The sequence below is a fragment of the Stenotrophomonas maltophilia genome, from assembly GCF_025642255.1.
GTDB lineage: Bacteria > Pseudomonadota > Gammaproteobacteria > Xanthomonadales > Xanthomonadaceae > Stenotrophomonas > Stenotrophomonas maltophilia_P.
The window spans coordinates 1010849-1036157 of sequence record NZ_CP106759.1; the positions used below are offsets into that span (position 1 = coordinate 1010849).

28 protein-coding genes are annotated in these 25309 nt (G+C 67.6%); 12 read left to right on the forward strand and 16 right to left on the reverse strand.

All coding sequences use genetic code 11. The features are described from left to right. The first annotated feature begins 25 nt into the window (after window positions 1–25). Window positions 26–769, forward strand: coding sequence for a 3-keto-disaccharide hydrolase (locus N8888_RS04735; protein WP_263177780.1), 744 nt, complete (start codon window positions 26–28; stop codon window positions 767–769). Between the two features lie 13 nt (window positions 770–782). Here the strand turns inward: N8888_RS04735 and N8888_RS04740 are convergent, their stop codons facing one another. The 5 genes from N8888_RS04740 to N8888_RS04760 are packed head-to-tail and all read right to left on the reverse strand — an operon-like array spanning window position 783 to window position 5418. Beyond that, window positions 783–1079: a c-type cytochrome gene (locus tag N8888_RS04740; protein ID WP_053516691.1), complete on the reverse strand. Its 297-nt coding sequence runs from the start codon at window positions 1077–1079 to the stop codon at window positions 783–785. A gap of 18 nt (window positions 1080–1097) precedes the next feature. Further along, entirely contained in the window at window positions 1098–1964 is an 867-nt protein-coding gene (locus tag N8888_RS04745; RefSeq protein ID WP_263177781.1) for a sugar phosphate isomerase/epimerase family protein, read from the reverse strand. 19 nt (window positions 1965–1983) lie between these two features. Further along, window positions 1984–3108 (reverse strand): Gfo/Idh/MocA family protein, encoded by a 1125-nt coding sequence (locus N8888_RS04750; protein ID WP_065182391.1) that lies wholly within the window; start codon window positions 3106–3108, stop codon window positions 1984–1986. 12 nt (window positions 3109–3120) lie between these two features. Further along, entirely contained in the window at window positions 3121–4338 is a 1218-nt protein-coding gene (locus N8888_RS04755; RefSeq protein WP_263177782.1) for a nucleoside permease, read from the reverse strand. 27 nt (window positions 4339–4365) lie between these two features. Then, a complete protein-coding gene (locus N8888_RS04760; RefSeq protein ID WP_065174573.1) occupies window positions 4366–5418 on the reverse strand; it encodes a sugar phosphate isomerase/epimerase family protein in 1053 nt (350 codons plus the stop codon). Between the two features lie 95 nt (window positions 5419–5513). Here N8888_RS04760 and N8888_RS04765 point away from each other — a divergent pair, with 95 nt between their 5' ends. From N8888_RS04765 to N8888_RS04785, 5 genes are all read left to right on the forward strand, one after another. Continuing rightward, window positions 5514–6521, forward strand: a complete 1008-nt coding sequence (locus N8888_RS04765; RefSeq protein WP_111186026.1) for a LacI family DNA-binding transcriptional regulator — start codon at window positions 5514–5516, stop codon at window positions 6519–6521. A gap of 142 nt (window positions 6522–6663) precedes the next feature. Further along, window positions 6664–7689 (forward strand): AI-2E family transporter, encoded by a 1026-nt coding sequence (locus N8888_RS04770; RefSeq protein WP_263177784.1) that lies wholly within the window; start codon window positions 6664–6666, stop codon window positions 7687–7689. A gap of 101 nt (window positions 7690–7790) precedes the next feature. Next, the gene (locus N8888_RS04775; protein WP_263177785.1) at window positions 7791–9521 is read left to right on the forward strand and encodes a GGDEF domain-containing protein; all 1731 of its coding nucleotides are present in this window, start codon (window positions 7791–7793) and stop codon (window positions 9519–9521) included. Between the two features lie 127 nt (window positions 9522–9648). Then, window positions 9649–9771, forward strand: a complete 123-nt coding sequence (locus N8888_RS04780) for a hypothetical protein (RefSeq protein WP_258391157.1) — start codon at window positions 9649–9651, stop codon at window positions 9769–9771. A 14-nt stretch (window positions 9772–9785) separates the two neighbouring features. Then, window positions 9786–10286: a GNAT family N-acetyltransferase gene (locus tag N8888_RS04785; RefSeq protein ID WP_111186028.1), complete on the forward strand. Its 501-nt coding sequence runs from the start codon at window positions 9786–9788 to the stop codon at window positions 10284–10286. Window positions 10287–10355: 69 nt separating this feature from the next. Here N8888_RS04785 and N8888_RS04790 read toward each other — a convergent pair whose 3' ends face one another. Both N8888_RS04790 and N8888_RS04795 read right to left on the reverse strand, forming a co-directional pair. Further along, window positions 10356–11750, reverse strand: a complete 1395-nt coding sequence (locus N8888_RS04790; protein WP_164151782.1) for a DUF2867 domain-containing protein — start codon at window positions 11748–11750, stop codon at window positions 10356–10358. Between the two features lie 11 nt (window positions 11751–11761). Then, the gene (locus N8888_RS04795; RefSeq protein ID WP_196768758.1) at window positions 11762–12079 is read right to left on the reverse strand and encodes an ArsR/SmtB family transcription factor; all 318 of its coding nucleotides are present in this window, start codon (window positions 12077–12079) and stop codon (window positions 11762–11764) included. 259 nt (window positions 12080–12338) lie between these two features. Between N8888_RS04795 and N8888_RS04800 the strand changes: the two genes are divergently transcribed. The 5 genes from N8888_RS04800 (at window position 12339) to N8888_RS04820 (ending at window position 17262) form a co-directional block, all read left to right on the forward strand. Then, window positions 12339–12806 carry a DUF2975 domain-containing protein gene (locus N8888_RS04800; protein ID WP_065174736.1) on the forward strand — a complete coding sequence of 156 codons (468 nt, stop codon included), beginning with the start codon at window positions 12339–12341 and terminating at the stop codon, window positions 12804–12806. Window positions 12807–12819: 13 nt separating this feature from the next. Next, entirely contained in the window at window positions 12820–13044 is a 225-nt protein-coding gene (locus N8888_RS04805) for a helix-turn-helix domain-containing protein (RefSeq protein WP_065174577.1), read from the forward strand. Between the two features lie 44 nt (window positions 13045–13088). Beyond that, a complete protein-coding gene (locus N8888_RS04810) occupies window positions 13089–14627 on the forward strand; it encodes a TerC family protein (protein WP_065174578.1) in 1539 nt (512 codons plus the stop codon). 111 nt (window positions 14628–14738) lie between these two features. Further along, window positions 14739–15866: a metallophosphoesterase gene (locus N8888_RS04815; RefSeq protein WP_065182384.1), complete on the forward strand. Its 1128-nt coding sequence runs from the start codon at window positions 14739–14741 to the stop codon at window positions 15864–15866. Window positions 15867–15981: 115 nt separating this feature from the next. Beyond that, window positions 15982–17262 carry an MFS transporter gene (locus N8888_RS04820; RefSeq protein ID WP_065182383.1) on the forward strand — a complete coding sequence of 427 codons (1281 nt, stop codon included), beginning with the start codon at window positions 15982–15984 and terminating at the stop codon, window positions 17260–17262. Between the two features lie 4 nt (window positions 17263–17266). Here N8888_RS04820 and N8888_RS04825 read toward each other — a convergent pair whose 3' ends face one another. After that, window positions 17267–18214 carry a nucleoside hydrolase gene (locus N8888_RS04825; RefSeq protein WP_164151785.1) on the reverse strand — a complete coding sequence of 316 codons (948 nt, stop codon included), beginning with the start codon at window positions 18212–18214 and terminating at the stop codon, window positions 17267–17269. Window positions 18215–18366: 152 nt separating this feature from the next. On the opposite strand from N8888_RS04825, the gene N8888_RS04830 reads away from it, so the two are divergent. Further along, window positions 18367–18663: a hypothetical protein gene (locus N8888_RS04830; RefSeq protein ID WP_065174582.1), complete on the forward strand. Its 297-nt coding sequence runs from the start codon at window positions 18367–18369 to the stop codon at window positions 18661–18663. Window positions 18664–18728: 65 nt separating this feature from the next. Here N8888_RS04830 and N8888_RS04835 read toward each other — a convergent pair whose 3' ends face one another. The 8 genes from N8888_RS04835 to mdcC all read right to left on the reverse strand — a co-directional run bounded on the left by N8888_RS04835 (window position 18729) and on the right by mdcC (window position 25307). Further along, complete coding sequence (locus N8888_RS04835; protein ID WP_065174583.1) at window positions 18729–19448, reverse strand: GntR family transcriptional regulator; 720 nt, start codon at window positions 19446–19448, stop codon at window positions 18729–18731. 59 nt (window positions 19449–19507) lie between these two features. Continuing rightward, on the reverse strand, window positions 19508–20863 hold the full coding sequence (locus N8888_RS04840; protein WP_263177787.1) for an SLC13 family permease: 1356 nt from the start codon (window positions 20861–20863) through the stop codon (window positions 19508–19510). Between the two features lie 106 nt (window positions 20864–20969). After that, window positions 20970–21890: a malonate decarboxylase subunit epsilon gene (gene mdcH, locus N8888_RS04845; protein ID WP_197571092.1), complete on the reverse strand. Its 921-nt coding sequence runs from the start codon at window positions 21888–21890 to the stop codon at window positions 20970–20972. Further along, the gene (gene mdcB / locus N8888_RS04850) at window positions 21887–22744 is read right to left on the reverse strand and encodes a triphosphoribosyl-dephospho-CoA synthase MdcB (RefSeq protein WP_128989346.1); all 858 of its coding nucleotides are present in this window, start codon (window positions 22742–22744) and stop codon (window positions 21887–21889) included. The genes mdcH and mdcB overlap by 4 nt, the downstream gene beginning before the upstream one ends. Beyond that, entirely contained in the window at window positions 22741–23382 is a 642-nt protein-coding gene (gene mdcG, locus N8888_RS04855) for a malonate decarboxylase holo-[acyl-carrier-protein] synthase (protein WP_197600823.1), read from the reverse strand. Before mdcG ends, mdcB begins: the two co-directional genes overlap by 4 nt. Further along, on the reverse strand, window positions 23375–24085 hold the full coding sequence (mdcE, locus tag N8888_RS04860) for a biotin-independent malonate decarboxylase subunit gamma (RefSeq protein WP_053516205.1): 711 nt from the start codon (window positions 24083–24085) through the stop codon (window positions 23375–23377). Before mdcE ends, mdcG begins: the two co-directional genes overlap by 8 nt. Beyond that, the gene (locus N8888_RS04865) at window positions 24082–24990 is read right to left on the reverse strand and encodes a biotin-independent malonate decarboxylase subunit beta (protein WP_053516203.1); all 909 of its coding nucleotides are present in this window, start codon (window positions 24988–24990) and stop codon (window positions 24082–24084) included. Before N8888_RS04865 ends, mdcE begins: the two co-directional genes overlap by 4 nt. Then, window positions 24987–25307, reverse strand: a complete 321-nt coding sequence (mdcC, locus tag N8888_RS04870) for a malonate decarboxylase acyl carrier protein (protein WP_053516201.1) — start codon at window positions 25305–25307, stop codon at window positions 24987–24989. Before mdcC ends, N8888_RS04865 begins: the two co-directional genes overlap by 4 nt. Window positions 25308–25309: the final 2 nt, after the last annotated feature.

A 25309-nucleotide genomic window follows, 5' to 3' on the forward strand; every position in this document is an offset into this window, starting at 1 on the left:
CCCTCCACCTTGATCCGGAAGCACGATGAACCGACCTCTCCTGACAGTGGCCTGCCTGCTGGGCACCGCACCCGTGTTCGCGCAGGACGGCGGCGACCCTGCGCGCGATCCGGCGAAGACCGAAGCGTGGACGCCGGTTCCCGCGGTCGTAGCGACGCCGCCAGGCCGTGCCCCCTCCGATGCGATCGTGCTGTTCGATGGCAAGGATCTGTCGCGCTGGGAGTCGGAGCAGGGCGGACCCGTGCCCTGGACCGTCGCCGATGGCGCGCTGACCGTGGTGCCCGGCAGCAAGGGCATCCGCACCAGGCAGCGCTTCTGCGATGTCCAGCTGCATGTCGAGTGGCGCACGCCCACCGCGACCGCCGGATTCGACGGCCAGCACCGCGGCAACAGTGGCATCTTCCTGCAGGAGGTGTACGAACTGCAGGTGCTCGACAGCTACAACAATCCCACCTATGCCAACGGCCAGGCCGGATCGATGTACAAGCAGGCCATTCCGTTGGTGAATGCCTCGCGTGCGCCCGGCGAGTGGCAGGCCTACGACATCATCTGGAAGGCCCCGCGCTTCTCGGCAGGCGGCGGGCTCACCTCGCCGGCCCGCATCACCGTGCTGCACAACGGTGTGCTGGTGCAGGACGACACGGTGCTGGCGGGCAAGACCGAGTACATCGGCGCGCCTTCCTACGCGCCACATGCCTGTGCGCCGCTGTACCTGCAGGAGCACGACGCCAGGGTGAGCTACCGCAACATCTGGGTGCGCGAGCTGTAGCGCACCCTCATGCCTACTTCGCCAGGTAGCTGGCGATGTTGTCGATCTCCTGCTGCGACAGCTGCGGGAAGGGGGGCATCAAGCCGCCGCCCTGCTTGATCTTGTCCTTGATCTGCGCAGGCTGAAGCCGTTTGCTGACGTCGGTGAGCGCAGGGAACGTCGGTGGCACGCCGGCGCGCTCCGCACCGTGGCAGGCCACGCAGTGCGTTGCGTAGAGCTGCGCTCCGGCAGCAGGGTCTTCCTTGCACCACGCCGCAGCGGCCAGCAGGGTGCCGCACAGCGCGACAGTCACTTTCAGAATCGTTTTCAAGCTGGGCTCCTTCGCGGGCTAGCGCTGTGCACCGGCAGGCACGCGGGCAGTCAGGTGTTCACGCAGATAGTCCGCACCGGTGCGGATGACGGTGGCTGGATCGCGGGGTTGGTCATGCTCGAGGATGTACCACTGCACGCCGGCCGTGGCGGCGGCGGGCAGGATGGCTTTCCAGTCCAGGACGCCCTGGCCCACGGCGGCGAAGCCGCCTTCATCCTCAGCCTGGCCCTTCGGGGCATTGTCCTTGGCGTGCACCGCGAACAGGCGGCCTTTGAATCTGCCCAGCATCACCACCGGGTCATGGCCGGCCCGTGCGACCCAGGCCAGGTCCAGCTCGGTCTGCAGATCGGGGCCGGCCGCGGCGAACAGCAGTTCCAGTCCGGTCGTGCCATTGACGTCGACCAGCTCGAAGTCGTGGTTGTGATAGGCCAGGCGCATGCCCTTGGCACGGGCCTGCTTCGAGAGCTGGCCCAGTTCCTTGCCCAGCGCCGTCCAGCCGGCAGCGTCGGTGGGGCGGTCTTTCTCGGCCAGATAGGGCACCACCAGCGTGGTGTTGCCGATGGCCCGGTTGAAGGCGACCACGCCATCCAGGTCACTGCGCAGATCGGCCAGCTGCGTGTGCGAGGAAATCGCCTTGATCGAATACTTGTCGAGCAGCTGCTTGAGTTCGGCAGCGCTGACATTCTGCGTACCGACTGTTTCCACGGCGCGCACGCCGGCGTCGTGGACGATCTTCAGCTGCTGGTCGAGCGAGCCGGCATTGCGCAACGTGTACATCTGCACCGCGATGGGCGTGTGCAGGTCGCTGGCATCGCGCGCGAAGGCGGGCAGGGCAACGAGCAGCAGCAGTGCAAGGCTTGCGGTCCTGCGGATACGGATGTTCATCAGGCAGTCCTCCGGGAATTCAATCGATGGCCGTCCAGGCACGTGACCTGGCGGATGCGATGACACGTGTGACGATCCGCGCCGAGCGCAGGCCGTCATCGAAGGTGGGCAGGCCCTCCGGCTGCTCGCCTGCAATGGCACGGTAGGTGTCGGCGACAAACGCTTCGAAGCAGTTGCCATAGCCCTGCGCGTGTCCGGCCGGCAAGACCGACAATCTGCGTTGTTCGGCGCTGCCGGCACCGGGCCCGCGCACGAAGCTATCCTCGCGCTGGTCGGGCCGGCCGATCCACAGCCGCTCGGCATCTTCCTGGTTGAAGGCCACGCTGGCCCTGGCGCCGTCGATCTCGAACCACAGCCGGTTGTGGCGTCCGGCCGAAACCTGGCTGACCGTCAACGAGGCGAGCGTACCCGCACTCGTGCGCAACATCGCCGTGGCGACATCCTCGCTGGAAACGGCCTGCGTCGTGCTGCCGGCGGCCGGCGTGGTGAAGCTCTGCCCGGTGACCGCGCCGCGCTCGGCGATGACGGTGGCGAACGCGGCACTGACCTCGGCGAAGCGTTCGCCGCTGACCCATTCCACAAGGTCGCACCAGTGCGAGCCGATATCGGCGAACACGCGCGAGGTGCCGCCCAGCGAGGGGTCGACACGCCAGTTGTTGCTGGCCGGATCCAGCAGCCAGTCCTGCAGGTAGCTGCCGTGGATCAGGTGCAGTGGCCCCAGCTCGCCCTGCGCGATGCGTGCGCGTGCCTCGCGGACCACCGGGTGATAGCGGTAGACGAAGGGGACCGTAGCGACCAGACCGGTCCTGGCGGCCAACGCGGCCAATGCCTGGGCGTCGTCCAGGGTGGTGGCCAGTGGCTTCTCGCAGATCACGTGCTTGCCGGCTTCCAGCGCGGCCTGCGCCATGGCGCGGTGCAGATGGTTGGGCGTGCACACATGCACGACCTGCACCTGCGGATCGCTGACCACCTCCTCGATATCGCGGTAGGCATGCGCGACGTTCCACGCCTGCGCCACCTCCTGCGCGCGCTGCGGGGAAGAGGCCGCCACGCCGCGGACCTCGGCCCCGGCCAGCAGTGCCGCGCGGCGATGCACCGCACCGATCATGCCCGTGCCGACGATGGCGATTCCAAGCTTGGACATCCGATGGGTTCCTCAGGGTGCGGTGGGAGCGGGCGCGACAGCGGGGCGGTCGCGGAACAGCAGCAGGAAGGCGATCAGCACCACCAGTGCGACGCCGGCCGGGAACAGCCAGATCTGCTGCCAGTCCGGACCCGCCGCCGTGGTGAAGTGCTCCACCACCGCACCGGACAGGAACGTGCCGATCAGCATGCCTACGCCGTACGTCGCCAGGGTGATGAAGCCCTGCGCGCTGCTGCGCGCGTCGGGGCCGGCGTGTGCGTCGGTATAGATCTGGCCGGTGACGAAGAAGAAGTCGTAGCAGATGCCGTGCAGCACGATGCCGATCACCAGCAGGGAGAACGCACCGCCCGCATCGCCGAAGGCGAACATGACATAGCGCACCACCCACGCGGCCATGCCCACCGCCAGCATCGTCTTGACCCCCAGGCGGAGGAACAGGAACGGCATGGCCAGCATCAGCAGCACTTCCGAGACCTGGCCCAGCGACTGCAGGCCGGCCGCGCCGCGCACGCCCAGGTCGTTGAGATACGGATTGGTGAAGTTGTAGTAGAACGCCAACGGAATGCAGATGGCGATGGAGGCGAGGAAGAACACCAGGTAGGAGCGCGACTTCAGCAGCCGCAGCGAGTCCAGGCCCAGGATCTGCCCCAGTCCCGCATCGCGCTGCCTGGCCAGCGGCGGTGTGTGCGGCAGGGTAAAGGCATACAGACCCAGGGCCAGCGACGCCATCGCCGCCATGCGGAAGGTCAGTTCGAGCCGATGCGCCTGCTCCCAGCCCAGCCAGCCGATCAGCACGCCGGCCACGATCCAGCCGACACTGCCGGCCACGCGCACCAGCGGGAACTGCTTCTCAGGCGACTGCATATGGCGCATCGCCACGCTGTTGGCCAGGGCCAGCGTCGGCATGAAAAGCAGCATGTAACCCATGACACAAGCGAAGAACGTGTTGAAGTCCGTCGCCGTGGATGCGAACCACATCAGCACCGCACCGGCCAGGTGCAGCACCCCGAGAATGCGCTGCGCCGCAAAGTAGCGATCGGCTATCAGGCCGACCAGGAACGGGGCGACGATGGCACCGATGGACTGGCTGAGGAAGGCGGTGGCCACCTGGCTGGCGCTGGCCTGCAGCGGGCCCTGCACCAGATACGTCCCCAGGGTCACGAACCACGCGCCCCAGATGAAGAACTGCAGGAACATCATCGCGCCCAAGCGCGACATGGCGTGCGTCATGGCTTGCCCTCCCGGGGCGGTAGTGGCTCAGAGTCCCAGCATGCGGCGCAGTGATTCCGGCGGCGTGCCGCTGCCGGCGAAGTCGTCGAAGGCATGTTCGGTCACGCGGATGATGTGGTCACGGACGAAGGCGGCTCCCTCGCGTGCGCCGTCCTCCGGGTGCTTCAGGCAGCACTCCCACTCCACGACCGCCCAGCCCGGGAAATCGTACTGCGCGAACCGGGAGAAGATCGCCTTGAAGTCGATCTGGCCGTCGCCGAGCGAGCGGAAGCGCCCCGGCCGGTCGATCCAGTCTTGGTAACCGCCATAGACGCCGCTGCGCGCGCTGGGCCGGAATTCCGCGTCCTTGACGTGGAAGATGCCGATGCGATCGTGATACCGGTCGATGAAGCCCAGGTAGTCGATCTGCTGCAGCAGCAGGTGGCTGGGGTCGTACAGCATCTTCGCGCGTGGGTGGTGGTCCACCACATCGAGGAAGCGCTCGAAGGTGGCACCGTCGTGCAGATCCTCACCCGGGTGGATCTCGAAGCACAGGTCCACGCCGCTGGCGTCGAACGCCTCCAGGATGGGACGCCAGCGCCGGCCGAGTTCGGCGAAGGCTTCTTCCACCAGTCCCGGTGGGCGTTGCGGCCAGGGATAGAAGTAGGGCCAGGCCAGCGCGCCGGAGAACGTGGCATGCGCGGTCAATCCCAGGCGTTGGCTGGCGCGGGCGGCCAGCTTCAACTGTTCCACCGCCCAGGCTTGGCGCGCGGCGGGGTTGCCGCGCTTGTCCACCGGCGCGAAGCCGTCGAACAGGCTGTCGTAGGCGGGGTGGACGGCGACCAGCTGTCCCTGCAGATGGGTGGACAGCTCGGTGATCTGCAGGCCATGGTCGGCCAGCATGCCGCTGATGTCGTCGCAGTACGCCTGGCTGCGCGCGGCCTCGGCCAGATCGAACAGATGCGGCGCGTTCGTCGGCACTTGTACGCCACAATAGCCCAGGCCCGCAGCCCAGCCGGCCAGCGTGTCCAGCCGATCAAAAGGAGGTGTTTCGCTGATGAACTGCGCCAGGAACAGCGCCGGACCCTTGAGCGTCTTCAACGTGGTTCGCCCGCGATGCAATCGATTGCATTACCCTAGCAGGGTCTCCCGCAAACCCTGTTGTGCACTGCACAGCGGAAACAAGAACTGACGCCATGGCCACCATCTACGACATCGCCAAGCACGTCGGCGTCTCCGCCGGTACGGTGTCGCGGGCGCTGTCCCGGCCGGACAAGGTGCTGCCGGCGACGCGCACGCGCATCGAACAGGCCGCCGCCGCGCTGGGCTATGTGCCCAATACGGTTGCCCGCACGCTGAAGACGCAGCGCAGCGGCAAGATCCTGGTGACCGTGCCGGACATTGCCAACCCGTTCTTCGCACAGATCCTGCAGGGTGCCGAAGACGCGGCCCAGGCCGTCGGCTACGCGGTCCTGCTGGGCGACACCCAGCATCGACCCGACCGCGAGGAGCGCTATGCGCAGATGCTCCGTCGCAACGAGGCCGATGGCCTGATCGTACTGGGCCATCGCCTGCCGCCTACCGCGCGCGCGATCGTCGAGCAGCAGGGCGCCGCCGCGCCGGTGGTCAACGGCTGTGAATTCGACCCCGCGCTGGGCCTCCCCAGTGTCCACATCGACAACGCTGCCGCCGCGCGTGCGGTGATGGAGCACCTGTACGGACTGGGACATGAGCGGATCGCCGTGGTGGGCGGGCCCCCCGACAACCCCCTGCACCAGCAGCGGCTGGAAGGGGCACGGGCGGCGGGCAGGGCGCGCGGCCGACTGCGCCAGTTGAGTGTTGTGCCGGGTGACTTCTCCGTCGAATCCGGCCATGCGGCGGCGACGGCACTGCTGGCCGCCGCGTCGGCGCCGACCGCGATCTTCTGCTTCAGTGACCAGATGGCACTGGGAACCCTGGCGGCCTGCCGGGAACTGGGCGTCCGCGTGCCCGAGGAGCTGTCCATCGTCGGTTTCGACGACCTGGCGTCGTCGCGTTACCTCACGCCGCCGTTGACGACCATCCGGCAGCCCATGCGGGAGATCGGCGACCGCGCAGTCAAACTGCTGCTCGCCATCATCGAAGGTGTCGATGTCCCGCTTCAGCAGACGCTGGACTTCAGTCTGATGCTGCGTGGCTCGACAGCGTCGCCCGGGCACAGGTGAAGGCAGCAGGCAGGAACCCCGGCAGGCCTGCGCCTGCCGGGGACGTTTCATTGCCTGTGATCGCAAGCGCTGGCCCCAACTCCATTCATTTCGGTGTCCGGAGCGTTCCACTACCATGGGCCACCCCGCCCGGACTCATGCCATGCAAGACGCCCTCGTTGCCCAGCCCCGGCCTCCCGTTGCAAGGATCGCGGCCTGGTCATTGATGCTGCTGGGGATGTGGCTGGTACTGAAGCTGGGCCTGGTGGTGACGCTGCTGTCGGGCCTGCTGGTGTTCCAGTTGACCCACCTGCTGGCGTCGACAGTGGAGCGGCGCCTGCCGCCCGGGCGCGCGCGTGCGATCGCGGTGATCGTGCTTTCGGCCGTCATCATCGGCGTGCTCGTGCTGGCCGGCATCGGCGTGGCGTCCTTCTTCCGCACCGAAACCGGCGGGCCGGATGCGCTGCTGGCGCGCCTGATGGACATCCTCAACACCTCGCGTCACCAGGTGCCGGCGCTGCTGCAGCCCTATATTCCCGAGGACATGCCGGCACTGCGTGCGGCATTGAACGAGTGGGCGGCAGAGCATCAGCGGCAGCTGGGCGTCGCCGGCACATCGGCGGTGCAGATCGGCGTGCGCGTGCTGATCGGCATGGTGCTGGGGGCGATGATCGCGCTGTACGACGAGCTTCCGCTGCCGACGATGGGGCCGCTGGCGCAGGAACTGATCGGCCGTACTGGCCGCCTGGCGACCGCATTCCGCCAGGTGGTGTTCGCGCAGGTGAAGATCTCCCTGCTCAATACCGTGTTCACCGCGATTTTCCTGCTGGGGGTGCTGCCGCTGTTCGGCGTGCACCTGCCCCTGTCGAAGACGCTGGTACTGATCACGTTCATCGCCGGCCTGCTGCCCGTGGTGGGCAACATCATCTCCAATACCGTCATCACCATCGTTGCCCTGTCGGTATCGTTCTACGTTGCGGTGGTGGCGCTGCTGTACCTGGTGGTGATCCACAAACTCGAGTACTTCCTCAATGCCCGCATCGTCGGTGGCGAGATCCAGGCCCGTGCGTGGGAACTGCTGCTGTCGATGCTGGTGATGGAAGCCGCCTTCGGCCTGCCGGGGCTGGTCGCTGCGCCGGTGTTCTATGCCTATGTGAAACGGGAACTGGTGGACCAGCGCTGGATCTGACAGTTGCCGGTGCCAGCGGGCGCCACTGCAGCGCCACGGTGGACGCTTGTGGGTGCCGCCAGCCGGCAGCTACAGTGGTCCGCACTTCAGGGGAATGGTGAATGGCCCGCAAGGTGTCGCCGATCGGGTTGCGGACCTGGGTCTGGATCCTGGCCGGGCTGTTCGTGGTGTGCACGCTGCCCTTGATGGCCATCGCCCTGGTCCAGGGCACGCTGCGCTACACCGATGCGGAGGACAACCTCCGCAGTCTGCGCCGGTTGCGGCAGACCTTTGATCTGGCCAATCTGGCCTCGGCCGAGCGCGGGCCAGCCAACAGCCTGCTCGGCAGCGATTGCGCCGATGCCGGCGAACGCGCGCGGCTGGCGGGATGGCTGGCACAGGCGCGAAGGCGGGTCGACATGGCGATGACGCAGATGGATGCCGTGATCCTGTCCGGGCCGTCCCTGCCTGACGAGCGTCGCACCCTGTTCGAGGCCCAGCATCAGCTCCGCCAGGCGCGCGGGGCGGTGGACCGGGTCGCGGCCAAGCCGGCAGACGCGCGGACGGTCGACGACGTGGAGCATGCGATCAACAGCATGTTCATGGTGACCGATCGCCTGCATCGCCTGGGTTCGGCGCAGATCAACGTGCTGGTGGCCACCGGGCGCGAAGCGGCGATTCCGGCGATCCAGGGCCAGATCCTGATGGACCTGCGCGAGCATGGCGGCCGACTGGCGTCGAATGTGATGGCACCGGTGGCGGTTCCCGGGGCCTGGCACGTCCGGCAGGTACGCGCGGCGCAGCAGACCGAGGGCCGCCTGCTCGAGCTGTGGCGACTGGCAGCCAGCCACGAGTCGGTGTTCCGCAGTGATCCCGAGCTGTCCTGGCACTGGGACATGGCACGCCGGCAGTTCTTCTCCGAGTCGCTGCCGATGATCGAACAGCTGATCGAGGACGGTCGCCGTGGACGGCCTCCGCCGTGGAGCACCGCGAAATTCACTGCGCGCTATGTTCCGACGCTGCAGTCACTGGAGGCGCTGCGCGACGGCTACCTGAGCATGTCCATCGGTCGCTTCGAACAGGCGCGGAATCGTGAGGCGACACGGCTGGCCGTGTTGTGGGCCACCGCGCTGGGCACGCTGGCGGTGCTGGGCGTGGCCCTGCGCATAGCCCACCGGCAGATCCTCAGGCCGCTGCTGCAGGCACAGGAACAGGTGGTGCAGATTGCGTCCGACGCGCCGGGCCCCGCGCAGCACGTCACTCATCCATTGGCAGAGATGCAGCGGCTGTTCGACGCGATTGAAGTGCTGCGCGAGACCTCACGTGAACGTTCCGCACTGACCAGCGAACTGCGCCAGCTGGCCGGCACCGATGCGCTGACCGGGTTGCTCAATCGGCGCGCGCTGGACGAACACGTGCAGCAGCGGCACGCCGCAGGCAACGGCATGGCGGTGGTGATCCTGCTCGACGTCGATCATTTCAAGGCAATCAACGACGGCCAAGGCCACGCCGCAGGCGACGAGGTACTGGTGCAGGTTGCGCAGCTGCTGCGCAGGTACCTGCGGCACACCGACAGCATCGCCCGCTACGGTGGCGAGGAGTTCCTTGTGCTGCTGGCGGATGGGGATCTCGGCGCGGGTGGCCGGTTGGCCGAATCGCTGCGCGTCGCACTGCAGCAGTCGGATATCGTGCTGGGCAATGGCAACGTGCTGCGTGTAACTGCCAGTTTCGGTGTGGCCGAGGGCAGTACCGATGCACTGGGCTGGCGTTCCCTGCTGCGTGCTGCCGATGCCGCCATGTATCGGGCCAAGGCGCAGGGACGCGATCGGGTAGGGATTGCCGGTGCACGCTGAGTGCCACGGCGCTGGCGACGCCGGTCATGGCGGTACATCAGGGGCAGCATGCCCCCTTGCGCCGCACTTCATCTGCATCGCACAGGGCGCGGCCTAGACTTGCAGCCTGACACTGCAGGAGCCCGCCATGTCCGTCGATCCCGCCTTGGCCAGCGCGCAGCCGGCGTCCGTGCTGGCGCGCACCGACGCCGATGCGCCACGCCCTCCGTCGCTGCGGCGCCGCGGTGATGGTCGTGTGGCTGTGCAGTGAGATCGGCCGTGGCGATGCTGGAGATTCCCACGCTGCATACCGCACGGTTGCGCCTGCGCCCGCAACGGCTGGAGGATTTCAACACCTATGCGAGCTTTCTTGCATCGCCCCGTGCGCGCGGCATGGGCGGTCCATTTGGTGAGGTCGCGGCCTGGGGACAGTTCTGTCACGACCTGGCCAGCTGGCCCTTGTTCGGCCACGGCGCGCTGATGATCGAACGGCGCGACAGCGGCGCCTGCATTGGACAGGTCGGCATCAATCACGGCCCGTTGTTTCCGGAAAAGGAACTGGGCTGGCTGTTGTACGACGGCCACGAAGGGCAGGGCTTCGCCAGCGAGGCCGCGGCCGCCCTGCGCGACTGGGCGTTCACATCGCTGCAGTTGCCGACGCTGGTGAGCTACATGGCGCCGGACAACCTCGCGTCGCAGGCCGTGGCCCGGCGGCTGGGCGGGGTGCTGGATGCGGACGCGCTGCGCAACGATCCGGACGATCTGGTGTTCCGCTACGCGCGTTGAGTTCGGACAGTAAACCCCTCGGCAGTTTGCGGAACACGGCAACGGCGTTTCATCCCGCCTTCTATGGACTCAGCGAAGCGAGGCTTCACCGGTCCAGGCACCGGGAACCGCCAGTTCGGGCGCGAGCGCATGTTCGACTGCGCGCCGCAGCAGTGCAGGGGCGATGTAATGCCGGTGCACGCCATCGATCAACGCCATGTAGACACGCCCGAAGATGTTGCGGGTCTGCACACGCGTGCCAAGGCTGATATCGATGCGGCCGTCGGTATGCCGCTGCACGCGGACACTGCTGCGGAAGCGCAGGTGGCGATCGTCGGCGCCCAGCAGTACTTCGGCATAGCGGCCATGTGCATCGACCTGTGAATCCAACACGGGATAGCGGCCCGCAAAGAGCTGCGTGTGATCGCTGCATGCCAGCGACGAGACCGGGCAGCCCAGCCGCGCGGTGCGCAGCCCCAAGGGAGCCACCAGCCAGTTGCGCACCGCCATCAGCTGGCTGACGCCGCCCGGTGGGTTGCACAGGAAGCCTTCCAGCACGTTTGCCAGCAACTGCGAAACAGGTGGCTGCTGCAATTGAGCACCGTCCAGCCGGAGCACCGTCAGATCATGGTAGTTGCTGGACTGCAGTGCTTTACCCAGCAGTCCGTCATCGCTGGGCGCGCGGGACTCGAGGGTAAATGGAAGGGGGGCACGTTCGACGAAGCCACGCAGTGGACGCAGATTGATCCGTCGCAGCGGGCCGAGCAACGCCCGGGTACGGGCGCACAGGGACGCGCACAGGCTGGGAGGTGCGGCCTGCAGCGAGAGACGCAGCAGCGGGGTGGCCGCCAACGTGGCCATGGTGGGCCAGTGCACCTCGGGAAGCACCTCAGTCAAGCTGGGAATATCAGCACCGTTGCATTGCACCTGCGCTCTTGTTTCAGCGCTCATCGCACCGGCCAGTTCGTTGCTGTGGCAAGACAGTGCGAACAGGGCAGGGTGGCCAGGATGGTTCGATACAAACTGGTGCCAGGTACCTCCGCCAAATCGAACGGTGAAAAGGCAGTCCGGTGGGATCTGGACGCGACGCAGCGAGCGCAGGAGCGCGACGGGATCGATTGCGAGCTGTGCATCGGAGGCCATCGCGAAACGCAGCTCAGCGCCTGCGCTGCCGGCGATGGCGGTGAACATGCGTGGGCCGGCGTGGCGATGGAACGGATGTCCGCCTTCGCCGACCATGAAACTGTACAGCGAGGACGCATCGCCGTACTGCAGATGCATGCCACCGAGCCGTGCAGAGGGCTCATCGAGTGCATCGATGAAGGCGGGGTGGTGGCGCTGACGCTGGCTGGCATCAGCCACCAGCGCGTCTCCGGCACCGATGCCGAGCTGTGCGATCAGTGTGACTTCAACGGGGCCGCCGCCCTCCTGAGCCGCAAGCTGTACACCTGGAAACGAGCGGCTGTCGTGGGTCGGTCCAGGCATCGGGCGGCTCCTCAGGGGGCGGGTGACTTGCGGCGTGCGCGCGCTTCGCGCTTGAGTGGGCCGCCCACCGGGCAGACTTCGGCAGCCCACGAGAACAAGGTGTTGGCAAGCCGGTCGGGCACCTGTCGGAAGTACACGTACTGGCCACGCTTCTCGCGTTCGATCAGACCTGCCTCTTCAAGGATGCGCAGATGGTTGGACAGTGCCGGCTTGCTGAAATCGAAGCGCTCGGACAGTTCGCCCGCACTGAGTTCACCGGCGCTGAGATAGGCCAGGACCTGCCGCCGGGCGGTTGAGGCGAGTGCTTCGAAGATGCGATCCATGAGAATGTGATTAACTAATTAGTTAATTAATAATCAAATCGTCACTGGGGTGTCAAGTGCGGAGGCGGGTTCGAAGCTCGCGTGCAACAGCGCCGACGTTCAGCCTTTCACTTCGGGATGTGGTATATCGTTTATCGATAAATCCACCCCGGGGCGGCAGGGCCACCCCAATACCGGAGGCCGCTTGACCGCTCGTCCCGCCCGCGCCAGACCCGCGCGAGGCTTGTTCACCCTGGCCCAGACCGCCGTGCAGGCCGTGCGGGCCATGTGCTGGCTGGGCATCCTGGCCGCACTGCTGGCCGTGCCGCTGGTCGCCTACGACCGCCGCTGGCTGCTGGATGCCGTGCATGATGCACGTACTGCCGCCGCCCACGGAGGCGATCTGTTCCTGCACTTCTGCATCGGCCTGGGCACCATCGTTGCCCTGCTGGTGCTGTGCCTGGTGTTCCTTCGACACCTCGCGCGGATGCTGAGGTCCGCTGCCCGCGAACGCCCCTTCACCCATGCCAATGCCCGGCGCCTGCAGCGCATGGCCTGGTTGATGCTGGCGATGGAACTGCTGTCGATCGTGATCGGCCTCTACGCTGCCTGGATGGGGCCTGATTTCGCCTGGATGGAGGTGGGCGGAGGCATGTCCATCACCGGTCTGGTCGCGGTACTGATGCTGTTCGTGCTGGCGCGCGTGTTCGCGGTCGGCGCGGCGATGCGCGACGACCTGGATGGCCTGATCTGATGGACCTGACCTGATGGCCGTAGTGATCACGTTGGACCGCATGCTGCAGGCGCGTGGCATGACCCTGTCCGAGCTGGCGGGGCGCATCGACATCACGCTGGCCAATCTGTCCATCCTGAAAACCGGCAAGGCCCGCGCCATCCGCTTTTCCACGCTGGATGCCATCTGCCGGGAGCTGCAATGCACACCCGGCGACCTGCTCGGCTACGACCCGACGCAGGCGCACGATGGCGGCTGAAGCTTTTGTTTTTCCCCCTGACCTACTGACGAAACGGACCCGAAATGGAATGGTTGGCTGACCCCTCGATATGGATGGGACTTGCAACCCTGGTAGTGCTCGAGATCGTGCTCGGCATCGACAACCTGGTGTTCATCGCGATCCTTGCCGACAAACTGCCGCCGCACCAGCGCGACCGTGCGCGGGTGATCGGCCTGACGCTGGCGCTGCTGATGCGGCTGGTGCTGCTGGCCGCGCTGGCGTGGATCATGAAGCTGACCGAGCCGCTGGTCACGCTGTTCGGTCACAGCTTCTCCGGACGCGACCTGATCCTGCTGGGCGGTGGCCTGTTCCTGCTGTTCAAGGGCACCATGGAGCTGCATGAGCGGCTGGAGGGCCGCAGTCACCAGGAAGACGGCAAGAAGGTCTACGCCAGCTTTGCCATGGTGGTGGCACAGATCGTAGTGCTGGACGCCGTGTTCTCGCTGGACTCGGTGATCACTGCCGTGGGCATGGTCGACAACCTGGGCGTGATGTATGCCGCGGTGACCATCGCGATGGCACTGATGCTGGTGGCCAGCAAGCCGCTGACCCGCTTCGTCAACAAGCATCCCACGGTGGTGGTGCTGTGCCTGGGCTTCCTGTTGATGATCGGCTTCAGCCTGGTCGCCGAGGGGCTGGGTTACAAGATTCCAAAGGGCTACCTGTACGCGGCGATCGCGTTCTCGATCCTGGTGGAAGCCTTCAACCAGTGGGTGCGCTTCAACCGCGAGCGCAACGAGCGTCGCCAGCCGTTCCGTCAGCGCACTGCCGATGCCGTGCTGCGCCTGCTGGGCGCCCGTCCGGCCAATGGCCACGACGATGCCAGCGAAGAAGACCACGGTGATCCGGAGGAACGCCTGCAGCCGGCCGAACACGAGATGATCCGCAGCGTGCTGGGCCTGGCTGACCGGCCTGTGTCCAGTGTGATGACCGTGCGCGCCGACGTGCAGTGGATCGATCTGGCGCGCGGCCAGGACGACGTGGTGGCGCGCCTGGTGGCGTCGCCGCACACGCGCCTGCTCGTGGGCGAGGGTGATCTGGACAGCCTGCGTGGTGTGGTGCAGAGCCGCGACCTGCTGGCCGACCTGCTGCAGGGCAGGCCGCTGCAGCTGGAAGCCAACCTGCGCCAGCCGCAGTACGTGCTGTCCAGCGCCAGCGCGTTGCAGGCGCTTGAACTGATCCGCCTGCACCCGGTACCGCTGGCGGTAGCGGTGGACGAGTACGGCAGTGTGGAAGGCCTGGTGACCGCCAATGACCTGCTGGCGGCGATCGCGGGCGATCTGGTCGATACCCAGGACGAGCGTTACGGCGTAGTGGCGCTGGACGAGGGCCAATGGGAGGCCGACGGCGCGTTGACGCTGGATGACCTGCAACGGCTGGCCGGCGTGTCGCTGCCCCGCAGTGCCGACTACATGACCATCTCCGGCCTGGTGCTGGACCAGCTTGGCCGCCTGCCGGATGTGGGCGATGCGGTCGAAGTAGCGGATGCCCGCATCACCGTACTGGCCATGGAGAAGCGGCGCATTGTCCGCCTGCGGGTGGAGCGCCTCGGGCTTCCGTAGCGTCCAGCGTGCTCGACTGCGAACTGAGCAGCCGGGCATGGCCCGGCTCTACACAACGCTGTCCGCAGCCGTCACCATGGCGGGCTCTTGTCTTCGTCCAGGAACGTCGCAGTGCTGAGTACGATTGGTTTGCTGATGGGCGTGTATGTGGCCCTTCGCCTGTTCTGGCCGCTGCGCCTGCCCGTGTGGTTGAAGGTACTGCTGTCCCTGCTGCTGGTCGCCATCGCCGTCCAGCTGCGGATCGTGGCCACGTTCTGGGGCACGATGGCCTCGCCGGAAATCCCCAAGCTGGCCATCGCCGTGCTCGCCACCGGCTCCACTGCGGTACTGCTGCTGGCACTGGTGATGCTGGTAATGGACGTGGGCCTGCTTGGCGCGTGGGTTCTGCGCAGGCCCCGTGTGACCGCAGCGCTGCGCGCGCCGTGGCTGCGCCCGGGCGCAGGCCTGCTGGCTCTGCTGGTCAGTGCCTGGGGCGTGAGCCAGGGCATGGCGGTGCCCAAGACCCGACAGATCGAGGTGGCCATTGCCGGCCTGCCTGCCGCGTTCGAGGGTTACCGCGTACTGCAGCTTACCGACATCCACGCCAGCCGCCTGCTGACCGGCGACTGGGTGCGTCAGGTCGTGGCCGAAAGCAATGCCCTGGCGCCCGACCTGGTCGTCATCACCGGCGACCTGATCGATGGCACCGTGCAGGCACGGCGCAATGACTTCCGGCCCCTGGGTGAACTGAGGGCGCCGGACGGGGTGATCGCCATCACCGGCAATCACGAGTACTACGCCCAGTACAGCGAATGGATGCAGGCGTTCCGTGCGCTGCACATGCAGGTGCTGGAGAACAGCCACGTGCAGGTGCGGCGTGGGGATGCGGCGATGACGATCGCCGGTGTCACCGATCCGGTGGCCGCGCGCTATGGCCTGCCGCTGCCCGATCTGGAGGCGGCGCTGGCGGGTGCGGATCCGGCCGCCCCGGTGATTCTGCTCGACCACCGCCCACGCAATGCGAAGGACGCGGCCGCACGCGGGGTCAAGCTGCAGCTGTCCGGCCATACCCATGGCGGCCAGATCCTCGGCATGGACCAGCTGGTGAAGCGTGCCAACGGCGGTTTCGTCTCCGGACGGTACCGCGTCGATGACATGACGCTGTATGTGAGCAACGGTGCGGGACTGTGGGCCGGCTTCCCGGCACGCATCGGCGTGCCCTCGGAGATCACCCTGATCACCCTGCGCCGCGCACCCTGAGCCGTCTGCGGTCCGCGCCCGTCGTGCAGCGGGTCCACCGTGCCGTCACCCGCGTGGTGGCACCCTGCGCACGGACCGCAGACAGGGAAACGATGGTGGCGAAGGCGAACAGGCGATGAGTGCGACACAGCAGCGCTCGATGTGGGTCGCCGGCCTGTCCACCGTGGTGGAGTGGTACGACTTTACCCTGTACCTCTATTTCGCCACGGTGCTGTCGCGGGTGTTTTTCGGCGGCGGCGAACAGGCGATGCTGGTCACCCTTGCGGGATTTGCCGTGTCCTACCTGATGCGCCCACTCGGCGCGCTGTGCTTCGGTCACCTCGGTGACCGCTTGGGGCGGCGCTGGATGCTGCTGGCCTCGATGGCGCTGATGGCTGCAGCCATGCTGGCCACCGCGCTGCTGCCTACCGCCGCGACGGCGGGCACGACGGCGGGTGTGCTGCTGCTGGTGCTGCGGTGCGTGATGGCATTCTCGGTGGGCGGTGAATACACGGGCGTAGTCGCCTATCTGCTGGAAAGCGCTCCGGCACGCCGGCGTGGATTGGTGACCTCGTTGGCCTCGGCGGCCAGCGAAGTGGGCGCGCTGCTGGCGGTGGCGATCTCCGCACTGACGGTCGCGCTGCTGCCGCAGGTACAACTGGACAGCTGGGGATGGCGCATTCCGTTCTTCGTCGGTGCTGCACTGGCGCTGGTCATCCTGATCGCGCGTTCGGGCATGCATGAATCGCCGGAGTTCGAGCGGCAGCGTCGCGAGGGCAGCATTCCTGCCACGCCGCTGCGCCACGTGCTGCGCCACCATCCGCAGGCGGTAGCGCGCACCTTCGCCATTTCCGCGCTGGGCTCGATCACCTACTACGTCGGCATCACCTATGTGCCCGCGTTCCTGCACGCACAGGGGCACGACGAGGGCGATGCCCTGTGGCTGTCGACGATCGCGGCGGTGGCCGTGATCGCCATCACTCCCTTGTGCGGTGCGTTGTCCGATCGCTTCGGCCGGCGCCCGCTGCTGTTGGGCCTGACGGTACTGGCGGCGTTGCTGCCGCTGTCGTTGTTCGGCTGGATGGCGCATACCACGCCGTTGGGTATCGCCGTTGCTGCGGTGCTGCTGGCCTGCGTGGCCGGTGGCGTGAGCGCGGTCGCGGCACCGGCCACGGCCGAGCAGTTTCCGGGCGAGGGCCGGGTAAGCGGGCTGGCACTGGGCGTGACCATGGCCACGGCGGTCTTCGGCGGTGCGACACCGTGGCTGGCGCAGTGGTGGGTGGAGCGCAGCGGCTGGGCGGCGGCACCGGGCGCGATGATCGCGCTGGTCGCATTGCTGGTGTTGCCGGTGCTGTGGACGCTGCCGGAAACGGCATCGACGCGGAAGACCCGCCCTGGCAAGCAGGGCGGATCCTAGCCGGTCACACCTTCAGCGTCTGCTCGATGTCGGCCAGCACGGCGGCGGCATCCACGCCAATGGCAATCGACTGCACCACGTGGCCGTCCCATACGCTGGGGCCGAATGCCAGGCCTTCAGGCTTGGGAATGGTCATGCCACGGGCGACGCCGTCGGTGGCCACGCGCACGCTTGCGCGCTCGAAGCGGAACAGCTCCGGGCGGGTGAGCGCGATGCAGGCGCAGCAATCGTGCACGACCATGCCCTTGTGGCCGGCCTGCAGGTAGAAGTCCACGTAATCCTGCGACAGCGCACGCACCAGTTCGGCATCGGTACCCCCGACCGCAGCCAGTTTGTCCAGGCCGTCACGGTCCATCTCGACGCGGGTGGTGACATCCAGGCCGATCGCGGTGACCGGCCATTGTGCGGTGAACACCACGTCGGCGGCTTCCGCATCGCCCCAGATATTGGCCTCGGCGGCCGGGGTGATGTTGCCGTTGACGTGGAAGGCGCCCCCCATGATGACCACGCCACGCACCAGGCCGGCGATCTCCGGTGCCTGCTGCAGGGCCAGGGCCAGGTTGGTCATGCGGCCGACCGCGACCAGCGTGACCTCGCCTGGATGGGCCCGCACCAGATCGATGATCAACTGGTGCGCAGGACGAGCGTCGGCGGTCACGTCCAGCTGTGCAGGTACCGGGTGATTGCCCAGGCCATTGTGGCCGTGGATGTGCACCGGCCAGGCTTCCGGAGTGGCATCGGGCTGCAGGGGACCCGCGGCGCCACGCGCGACCGGCGCAGTCAGCGCCCAGGCCTGCTTCAGGTACAGCGCGTTGTGGGTGGTGGACTCCACCGAGGCGTTGCCGAAGGTGGTGGTAACGCCGATCAGGTCGATCTGCGGATGCTTGTGCAGGTACAGCAGGGCCAGGGCGTCGTCGACGCCCGGGTCGGTATCGAAAATGACTTTCAGCATGTTGTTGTTCTTCTTCTTCCGTGTGGTGCGGGGGGCCCGGCGGCCAGGAGGCAGGCCGGCGCGCGCTACATTGTCCCATCTTCATGACAGGCAGGGCCATTGGCGGGGCGGCGGGCCATAATGGCGTCGATATCCATGCCGGGAGACGCCTGGTGCTGATCGTGACCCTTCTGCTGGTCCTGCTGGTGCTGGGCCTGAATCTGCTGGCGAGCTGGGTGATTCTGCGTCGGCAGGAATTGTCGTCGGGCAACCGGGCCGCGCAGGTGCTGGTGATCTGGCTGCTGCCGCTGATCGGCGCCGTCGTCTGCCTGCTGGTGGCAGCCGCCGAGGGCCCGCTCGGACTGCAGGCACGCAGCCAGGACGGCGCGATCTGGGCCAGCGATGGCGCCCACGAGGGCAATGCCCCCTCTGCGGACTGTGGCAGCGACGGCGGCAGCTGCGGCGATTGACGCCACAGGAACAGGGTCAGCCACCGCCCGCAATGCGGGCCACGCCCGGCGGGGCGACAGCTCGCTCAGGCACCGCCTTCGGTCGGCAGCGGCGCCGGTACGTTCAGCAGGCCCCCGGCCGCCACGTAGGCGGCCAGTGCCTGGCCCTGGCTGAGCAGGTGCCGTTCCATCGTGCGCTCTGCCGCGTCGGCATCACGGCGACGGAAGCACTCCATCAGCTCGCGGTGCTCGGCCAGCGACTGCGCAGTGCGTCCGGGCGTCAGCAGCTGCCGGCCGCGATGCATCTTCAGGATGCGGTGCAGGTCGTGGGTGATGCGGATCAGCCACGGATTGCCGGCATAGTGCTGCACGGTTTCGTGGATGAGGTAGTTGTTGCGGTAATACTCGGCGATGTTGCCGTCAGCCGCCGCCGCTTCCATCGCGGCATGCAGGGATTCCAGCTGGGCCACGCCCGCATCATCGATATGCCTGACCGCCTCATGCGCGCAGCGGCCCTCCAGCATGGCCATCACCGGGAACAGCTGGTTGAGGTCCTCCAGCGTCAGCCGGGTTACCCGGCTGCCGCGCCCGGCGTCGATCTGCACCAGGCCTTCGGCTGCCAGCAGCTTCAGCGCCTCGCGCAGCGGGGTGCGGCTGATGCCCAGTTCACTGCACAGCGCAGGCTCGTCGATCCATTCGCCGGGGGGCAGGCGATAGTCATAGATGCGCTCACGCACATGTTCGGCGACCTCCTCGTACAGAGGGGCGCGCTTCTTCGGGGACCGTGGAGCAGGGGCGATGGCCATTGGCAGAGTGTACCCGCTGGCGGTAGTGCCGGCCGTCAGCCGGCACGACCGGTCATCGCCTACATCCAGCCCGGCACCACGAACACCAGCCAGGCCAGCAGCGGCCCCAATGCCACCACCAGGCCGCTGTAGACCAGGAAGCGGCGGAACAGCGTCTCGCGTTCTTCCTTCGCCGCCGATGCCACGACCAGTGCACCGTTGGTGGAGAAGGGGCTGACATCGACGATGGTGGACGACACTGCCAGTGCGCAGATCACGCCGGCTGCACCCAGGTGCCCCTGCATCAGGAACGGCACCGCCAGTGGAATCGTTGCGCCGAGCACCGCCGCGGATGATGCGAATGCGGAGACGATACCGCCGACGTAGCACACCAGCAGAGCGCCCAGCAGCGGAATGCCGATGTTGGAGACCCCGTTGCCGATGAAGTCGACCGCGCCCGCATGCTCCAGCACGCCGATATAGGTCACCACGCCACAGATCAACAGAACGGTCGACCAGCTGATGCCATCCACCGCACCCTTCTGGCTCTGCGGCGAGAGCAGTGCCAGCGCCACTGCGACGGTGATCGACACCAGGCCGACGTTGAGGTTGTAGATCAGTGCCGCCACGCCCAGGCCGAGCAGGCCGACCAGGGTGAACAACCGCTCCCGGGTCAGACCCACTGCATCCAGCGCCGCCGGATCGTTGCTCAGGGTGCCGCCGCCGGCCGCCACCAGCGCGCCATGGCCTTCGATGGCGAACTGCCGCGACGACGCCTGCGGACTACCGGCCATTGCCAGTTCCGCACCGCCCGCGGTAATCGAGCCACGTCGCATCAGCGCGATGCCGCCGAAGGCGAGGAAGCAGATGATCGCCATCATGAAGTTGAAGCCGAGGCTGGTCAGGAACACTGCCATCTCGGTGACCTCCAGCCCGGCCTTCTGCACCACGCCATTGGTGATGCTGCCGTACACGCTGATCGGCGAGAAGCCGCCGGCCTGCGCACCGTGGATGACCAGCAGGCCCATCATCAACGGGTTGATGTTGTACTGCTTGGCGAAGCGCAGCGCGACCGGACCGATGATCGCCACCGCTGCCGGGCCGAGGGCGCCGAAGGCGGTCAGCACCGCGGTGACCACGAACATCACCCACGGAATGGCCACGATGTGGCCGCGCACCGCGCGTACCGCCCAGTGCACCAGCAGGTCGATGGTGCCGTTCTTCTGCGCGATGGCGAACAGGTAGGTGATGCCGACCAGGGTCAGGAACAGATCGCCGGGAAAGCCGGCGAGGACTTCCTTGCCCCCCATGCCGACCCAGACACCACCGATGATGAAGGCCAGTGCGAAGGCCACTGCGCCCATGTTGATCGGCAGTGCGGTGGCGACGATGAACATGATCACCAGACCGATGATCGTTGCGATTTGTGGACTCATGCGCCCTCCCAGACACGTGGCTCACGTACAGCGCGGATGGAGACCCGCCATCCCCGGGGTAAGGCGACGTACTGCAGTGTTGCGTGATACGTACTGCTCGAACCCGTTACTGCAGGCGCTGCAGCGCACTGCGGACCCATGCCGCAGCGCCATGCAGGCTCTGGAACTCTTCCACCGCGCGGAACTCGCAGCAGGGATAGGACGGCGCGACCATGCGTGCGAGCGCATTGCCCGGGCCCAGCTGCAGGAACACCCGCGCACCGCGCTCGAAGGCCTGCCGCATCACCTGTGCCCACTCGATGGTCTGTGCCAGCTGTGCCGACAGGCTGTGCACCGCCGTTGCGGCATCGCGCACGGGCCGTGCATCGATGCCCGCCAGCAGCGGCAGGCGGGGTGCCCGCATGCCCGAGCGCTCCAGCGCGGCGGCGAAGGGCGCCACCGCAGCCGCCAGCAGGGGCGTGTGGGCAGCGACGTGGACCGGCAACGGACGCACCTGCGCACCGAGCGCGTGCGCCGCATCGGCCAGCGGCTGCAGGGTGTGCCGGATGCCTCCCACAATGAAGTGATCCTCGCCGTTGACGATGGCGATGTGGGTACCCTGCGCATCGCACAGCGCTTGCAACGTCGTACGATCCAGGCCCAGCACCGCCAGCATGCCGGCGCCTGCCGCGCTGGCACCGTCCATCAGATGCGCGCGCTGTGCCGACAGGGCCAGGCAGCTGCCAGCGTCGAAGGTGCCGGCAATGGCATGCGCCGCCAGTTCGCCGATGCTGTAGCCGGCCACCACGGTCGGCACCGGCAATGCATCGCGCAGGGCGTGCCACTGCGCCAGACTGGCCGCGCACAGCAGCGGTTGTGCCTGCGCATTGTCGAACCGGTCCTCGGCCGCAGCAGCGGTGAACACGTCGCGCTGCAGCACCTCGCTGGCGGCGAGCAGCACGCCATGCGCGGCGTTGTTGCCGCGCACGTGATCGAACATCGCAGCATGCTGGGCACCTTGTCCCGGACAGAGCAGGGCCAGCATCACGCCTGCTCCTGCAACAGCAGGAAGACGCTGCAGGCCAGCAGATCGGCGCTGCCACCCGGGCTGAGCCGGCGTGCGACGAAGGCATCGCCGATGTCCTGCAGGCGGGGTTGCCAGCCGGCGGCAAAGGCACCGCCGGCGTCGAGGAATCCGCGTGCCTGCTGCTGGGCCCAGCGCAGTCCGGCAACACCGCCCCGATGCAGCAGGTTCAGATCCTCGACCTCTGCGACCAGATGCATCAGGGTATGGGCCAGTGCAGCTTCGCGTGGCAGCCCTGCGCCCAGCGCATGGCGCAGTGCCGGCAGGGCCAGCCCACGCAGCAGGGGATATCCAGCGGCCGCCTGCTCGCGTACGCCGGGCACGCCGTGACGGGCGCGCGCGCGCTGCCCCGGACTGTTCACATCCAGGGGCGAGGTGGCGAAGGCGTCCGCCCATTGGCAGACCGCCTGGCATACCTGTTCACCTGTCGCGGCTCGGCCCAGACGCGTGCGGCACGAGGCTGACGCTGCCACCAGCAAGCCCAGGCTGAAGATCGCTCCGCGGTGGGTGTTGACGCCGCCGGTGGCGCGCAGCATCGCCGCTTCGGCGGCCAGGCCGTGGTCGCGCAGCCGATGGAACGGCGCTTCGGCGGCGCCATCGCGGGCAACCGCAGTGAAATAGTGGCGCAGGGCAAACAGGCTGCGCAGGAACGTACCGGCATCCATGTCGTCATGGCTGCCGCTGTCGAACGGCGTGACCAGGCCGGGCTTGGGCGCACAGGCCAGCTCGGCATGCAGCGCGGCGATCGCCATGCGGCCTAGGCGTGCACTGTCGGGCGCGGTGCTGCGGCCGGCAAGGCGCGGCGCGACGGCGTTCATGCGGCCACCCCGCTGCCCTCGAATAGACGGTGGCGTGCTTCCAGGGCTGCGCCGTCAAGGCGTTTGACCAGCAGTTGACGGCTGCTGCCGGCGTACTCGCGCCAGTTCACCGCAGCGCCACGGGCCAGGCACAGCTCGCCGTCGACCCGCTGCGGATGCTGCGCTTCCCACGCCCGCAGCCGAGTCACCAGCGCATCGGCCCGTGCCGCATCCGGGACCTCCCAGAGCAGGTCGATATCGGAACGGTCATGCACATAGGGCAGGCCAGTAACGTGCTGCCAGGCGAATGCGCCGAACACACGGGCCGGCGCGAGCGTGGCGAGAGCGTGCAACGGTGCCTGCCAGGCGGGGCATACGCCTGCCGCGAGGATGTCGCTCAGTGCCGGCGGCGCCTGCCGACGCTGTACATCCTCCAGCGGCACCCGCAGTGCAAGCCGCTGTTTGCCTTCGCCCGGTGGCAACGGCACACCCAGCCGCAGGCGGGAATCGGGGTCGTCTGCCGCGCGTCGCGCGACCATTGCCGGCAATCCCTGCGCGAACCATGCGGCGAGCCGCGGTTCCTGCGCAGCCACATCGGCCAGCCAGTCGGCGTGGGCCGACAACCAGACCAGCGTGTGGCGGGCCAGACGCTCAGGCATCGCCGTTGGCCACCGCGCCCGCGACGGCAGCCGCCTGCAGGCGGCCCCCCCGTTCGGCACCCAGTGCGGCACGGTGGTCGCCGTCGGCCGGCGCGCGCAGGGCATCCAGCAAGGCCTGCGCCAGCTCGCCCGACCACAGCGACCGTACCGCACCCATCGCCACGTAGTTTTCCACTCCGGGTGCGAACACCGGCGAAGTCAGGCTCAGCGCCTGCAGCTTTTCCAGCGGTTGCTTGGTTACGCGAGCCATCGCCCGCAGGTCCATCACCCGAACCTGGGCATCCGGCAGCGCATGGATCGTGTCCGCCATCAGGCCGAACGATAGGAAGCCACCGCTGACCGACTCGCCATGGACCAGGGTCACCAGCCGTGCGCCGCGTCGCCGCGCCACGTCCAGGCATTGCGCGAGGTGGGCGAAGTAACCGTTGATGCCGAGCAGTTCGTCGCGGCGCGAAAGGCGTTGGCCTGCGGTATCCACCAGCATCACGATCGGTCGCTGCGGATGTGCGGCGGTGCTGGCGAGTACTGTTGCCGCCAGTGCCAGCGCATGATCGACACCGACTTCCAGCTTGTCAGTGGTGCCGATGACCGTGACCTCGCCATCTTCGGTACTGGCGCTTCCCGTCAGCACGGAATCGTGCACGGTTACGTCGTGGCCGCGCGGGAACAGCGCGTCAAGCAGGGGCTGCAGCGGCGCGGTCATGGCAGTTTCCTGTGGGCGGTGGCGGCGAGGAACGCGTCGGTGTCCAGCAGCGGCAGGCGCTCGGGATCATCGATTCCCTGGCGTGCCCAGATCTCCAGACCATCGCGGCAGTCCCCCCAGGCCTCTGCCCGGGCCTGCAGGGCGGCATGTCGCTGCTGCAGCGCGGCCAGCGCGGCATCGGCGTCTGCGCTGGCGGCGTCTGGCTGCAGCGCCTCGAATGCGGCCTGGGCGAATGCGTCGATGGCATCGGGAACCAGAACCTGCGCCTGGTCGATGAGGTAGCGGTGCTTGCCGCCTGTCACCCGCCATACGAGGGCACGGTCACGCGAGTCGAACTCCTCTACGCCGCGCACGGTCTCGATCACTTCCGGCCCGGACAGCGACAGTCGCCCTTCCTCGGACATGATCACCGTGGTGCAGCAGCGGGCGACGATGCCCATGCCGCCGAAGGCGCCGTTGCCGCTGCCGATGAGGGCCACCACCGGCACGCCGGTGGCGCGCGCGTCCAGGGTCGCGCGCATGATCTCGGAGATGGCGATCAGGCCCGCATTGGCTTCATGCAGGCGCACGCCGCCGGTGTCGAGCAGCAGCAGCACACCGTCGGGCCTGTGTTGCGCGGCCCGGCGCAGCAGGCCGGTCAGCTTGGCGCCATGTACTTCGCCGACACCGCCCCCCATGAATTCGCCCTGCTGTGCAGCAATCAGCACGCGCCTGCCACGCAGCGAGGCCGCACCGACCACGATGCCATCGTCGAACGCGGCGGGTTGGTCCAGCTGTGCCAGGTGCGGGCTCATGGCGCGCCGGGCCGGCCCGAGATACTCGGTGAACGATCCGGCATCGACCAGCCCGGCGATACGGGCACGGGCATCGGCCTCGTGGTAGCTGCGTCGTGGCATCGGATTCATCGCGGTTCTCCGGCGAGCAGTGTCTCCACCGCCTGGTCCAGGCGCAGGCTGACCACCGCTGGGGTGGCACCGGCATCGTTGATCGATACGCGCACGTCGCGCAGCGGATGCCGCCGGGCGAAATCACCGATGACCGCCTGCCAGATGGTGCCGAAGCCCTGCGCGGCGGTGACGACATGTACGGTCATTGCGCCGTCCTGCGCGGCAGGTTCCAGCAGGACTTCCAGATTGCCGGACGCTAGCACGCCCACCAGCACCGCGTCGTGCGGGAACCGCACCGGGGTTCTTCCGTCGAATCGATAGTCGAGGGTTTCCATCG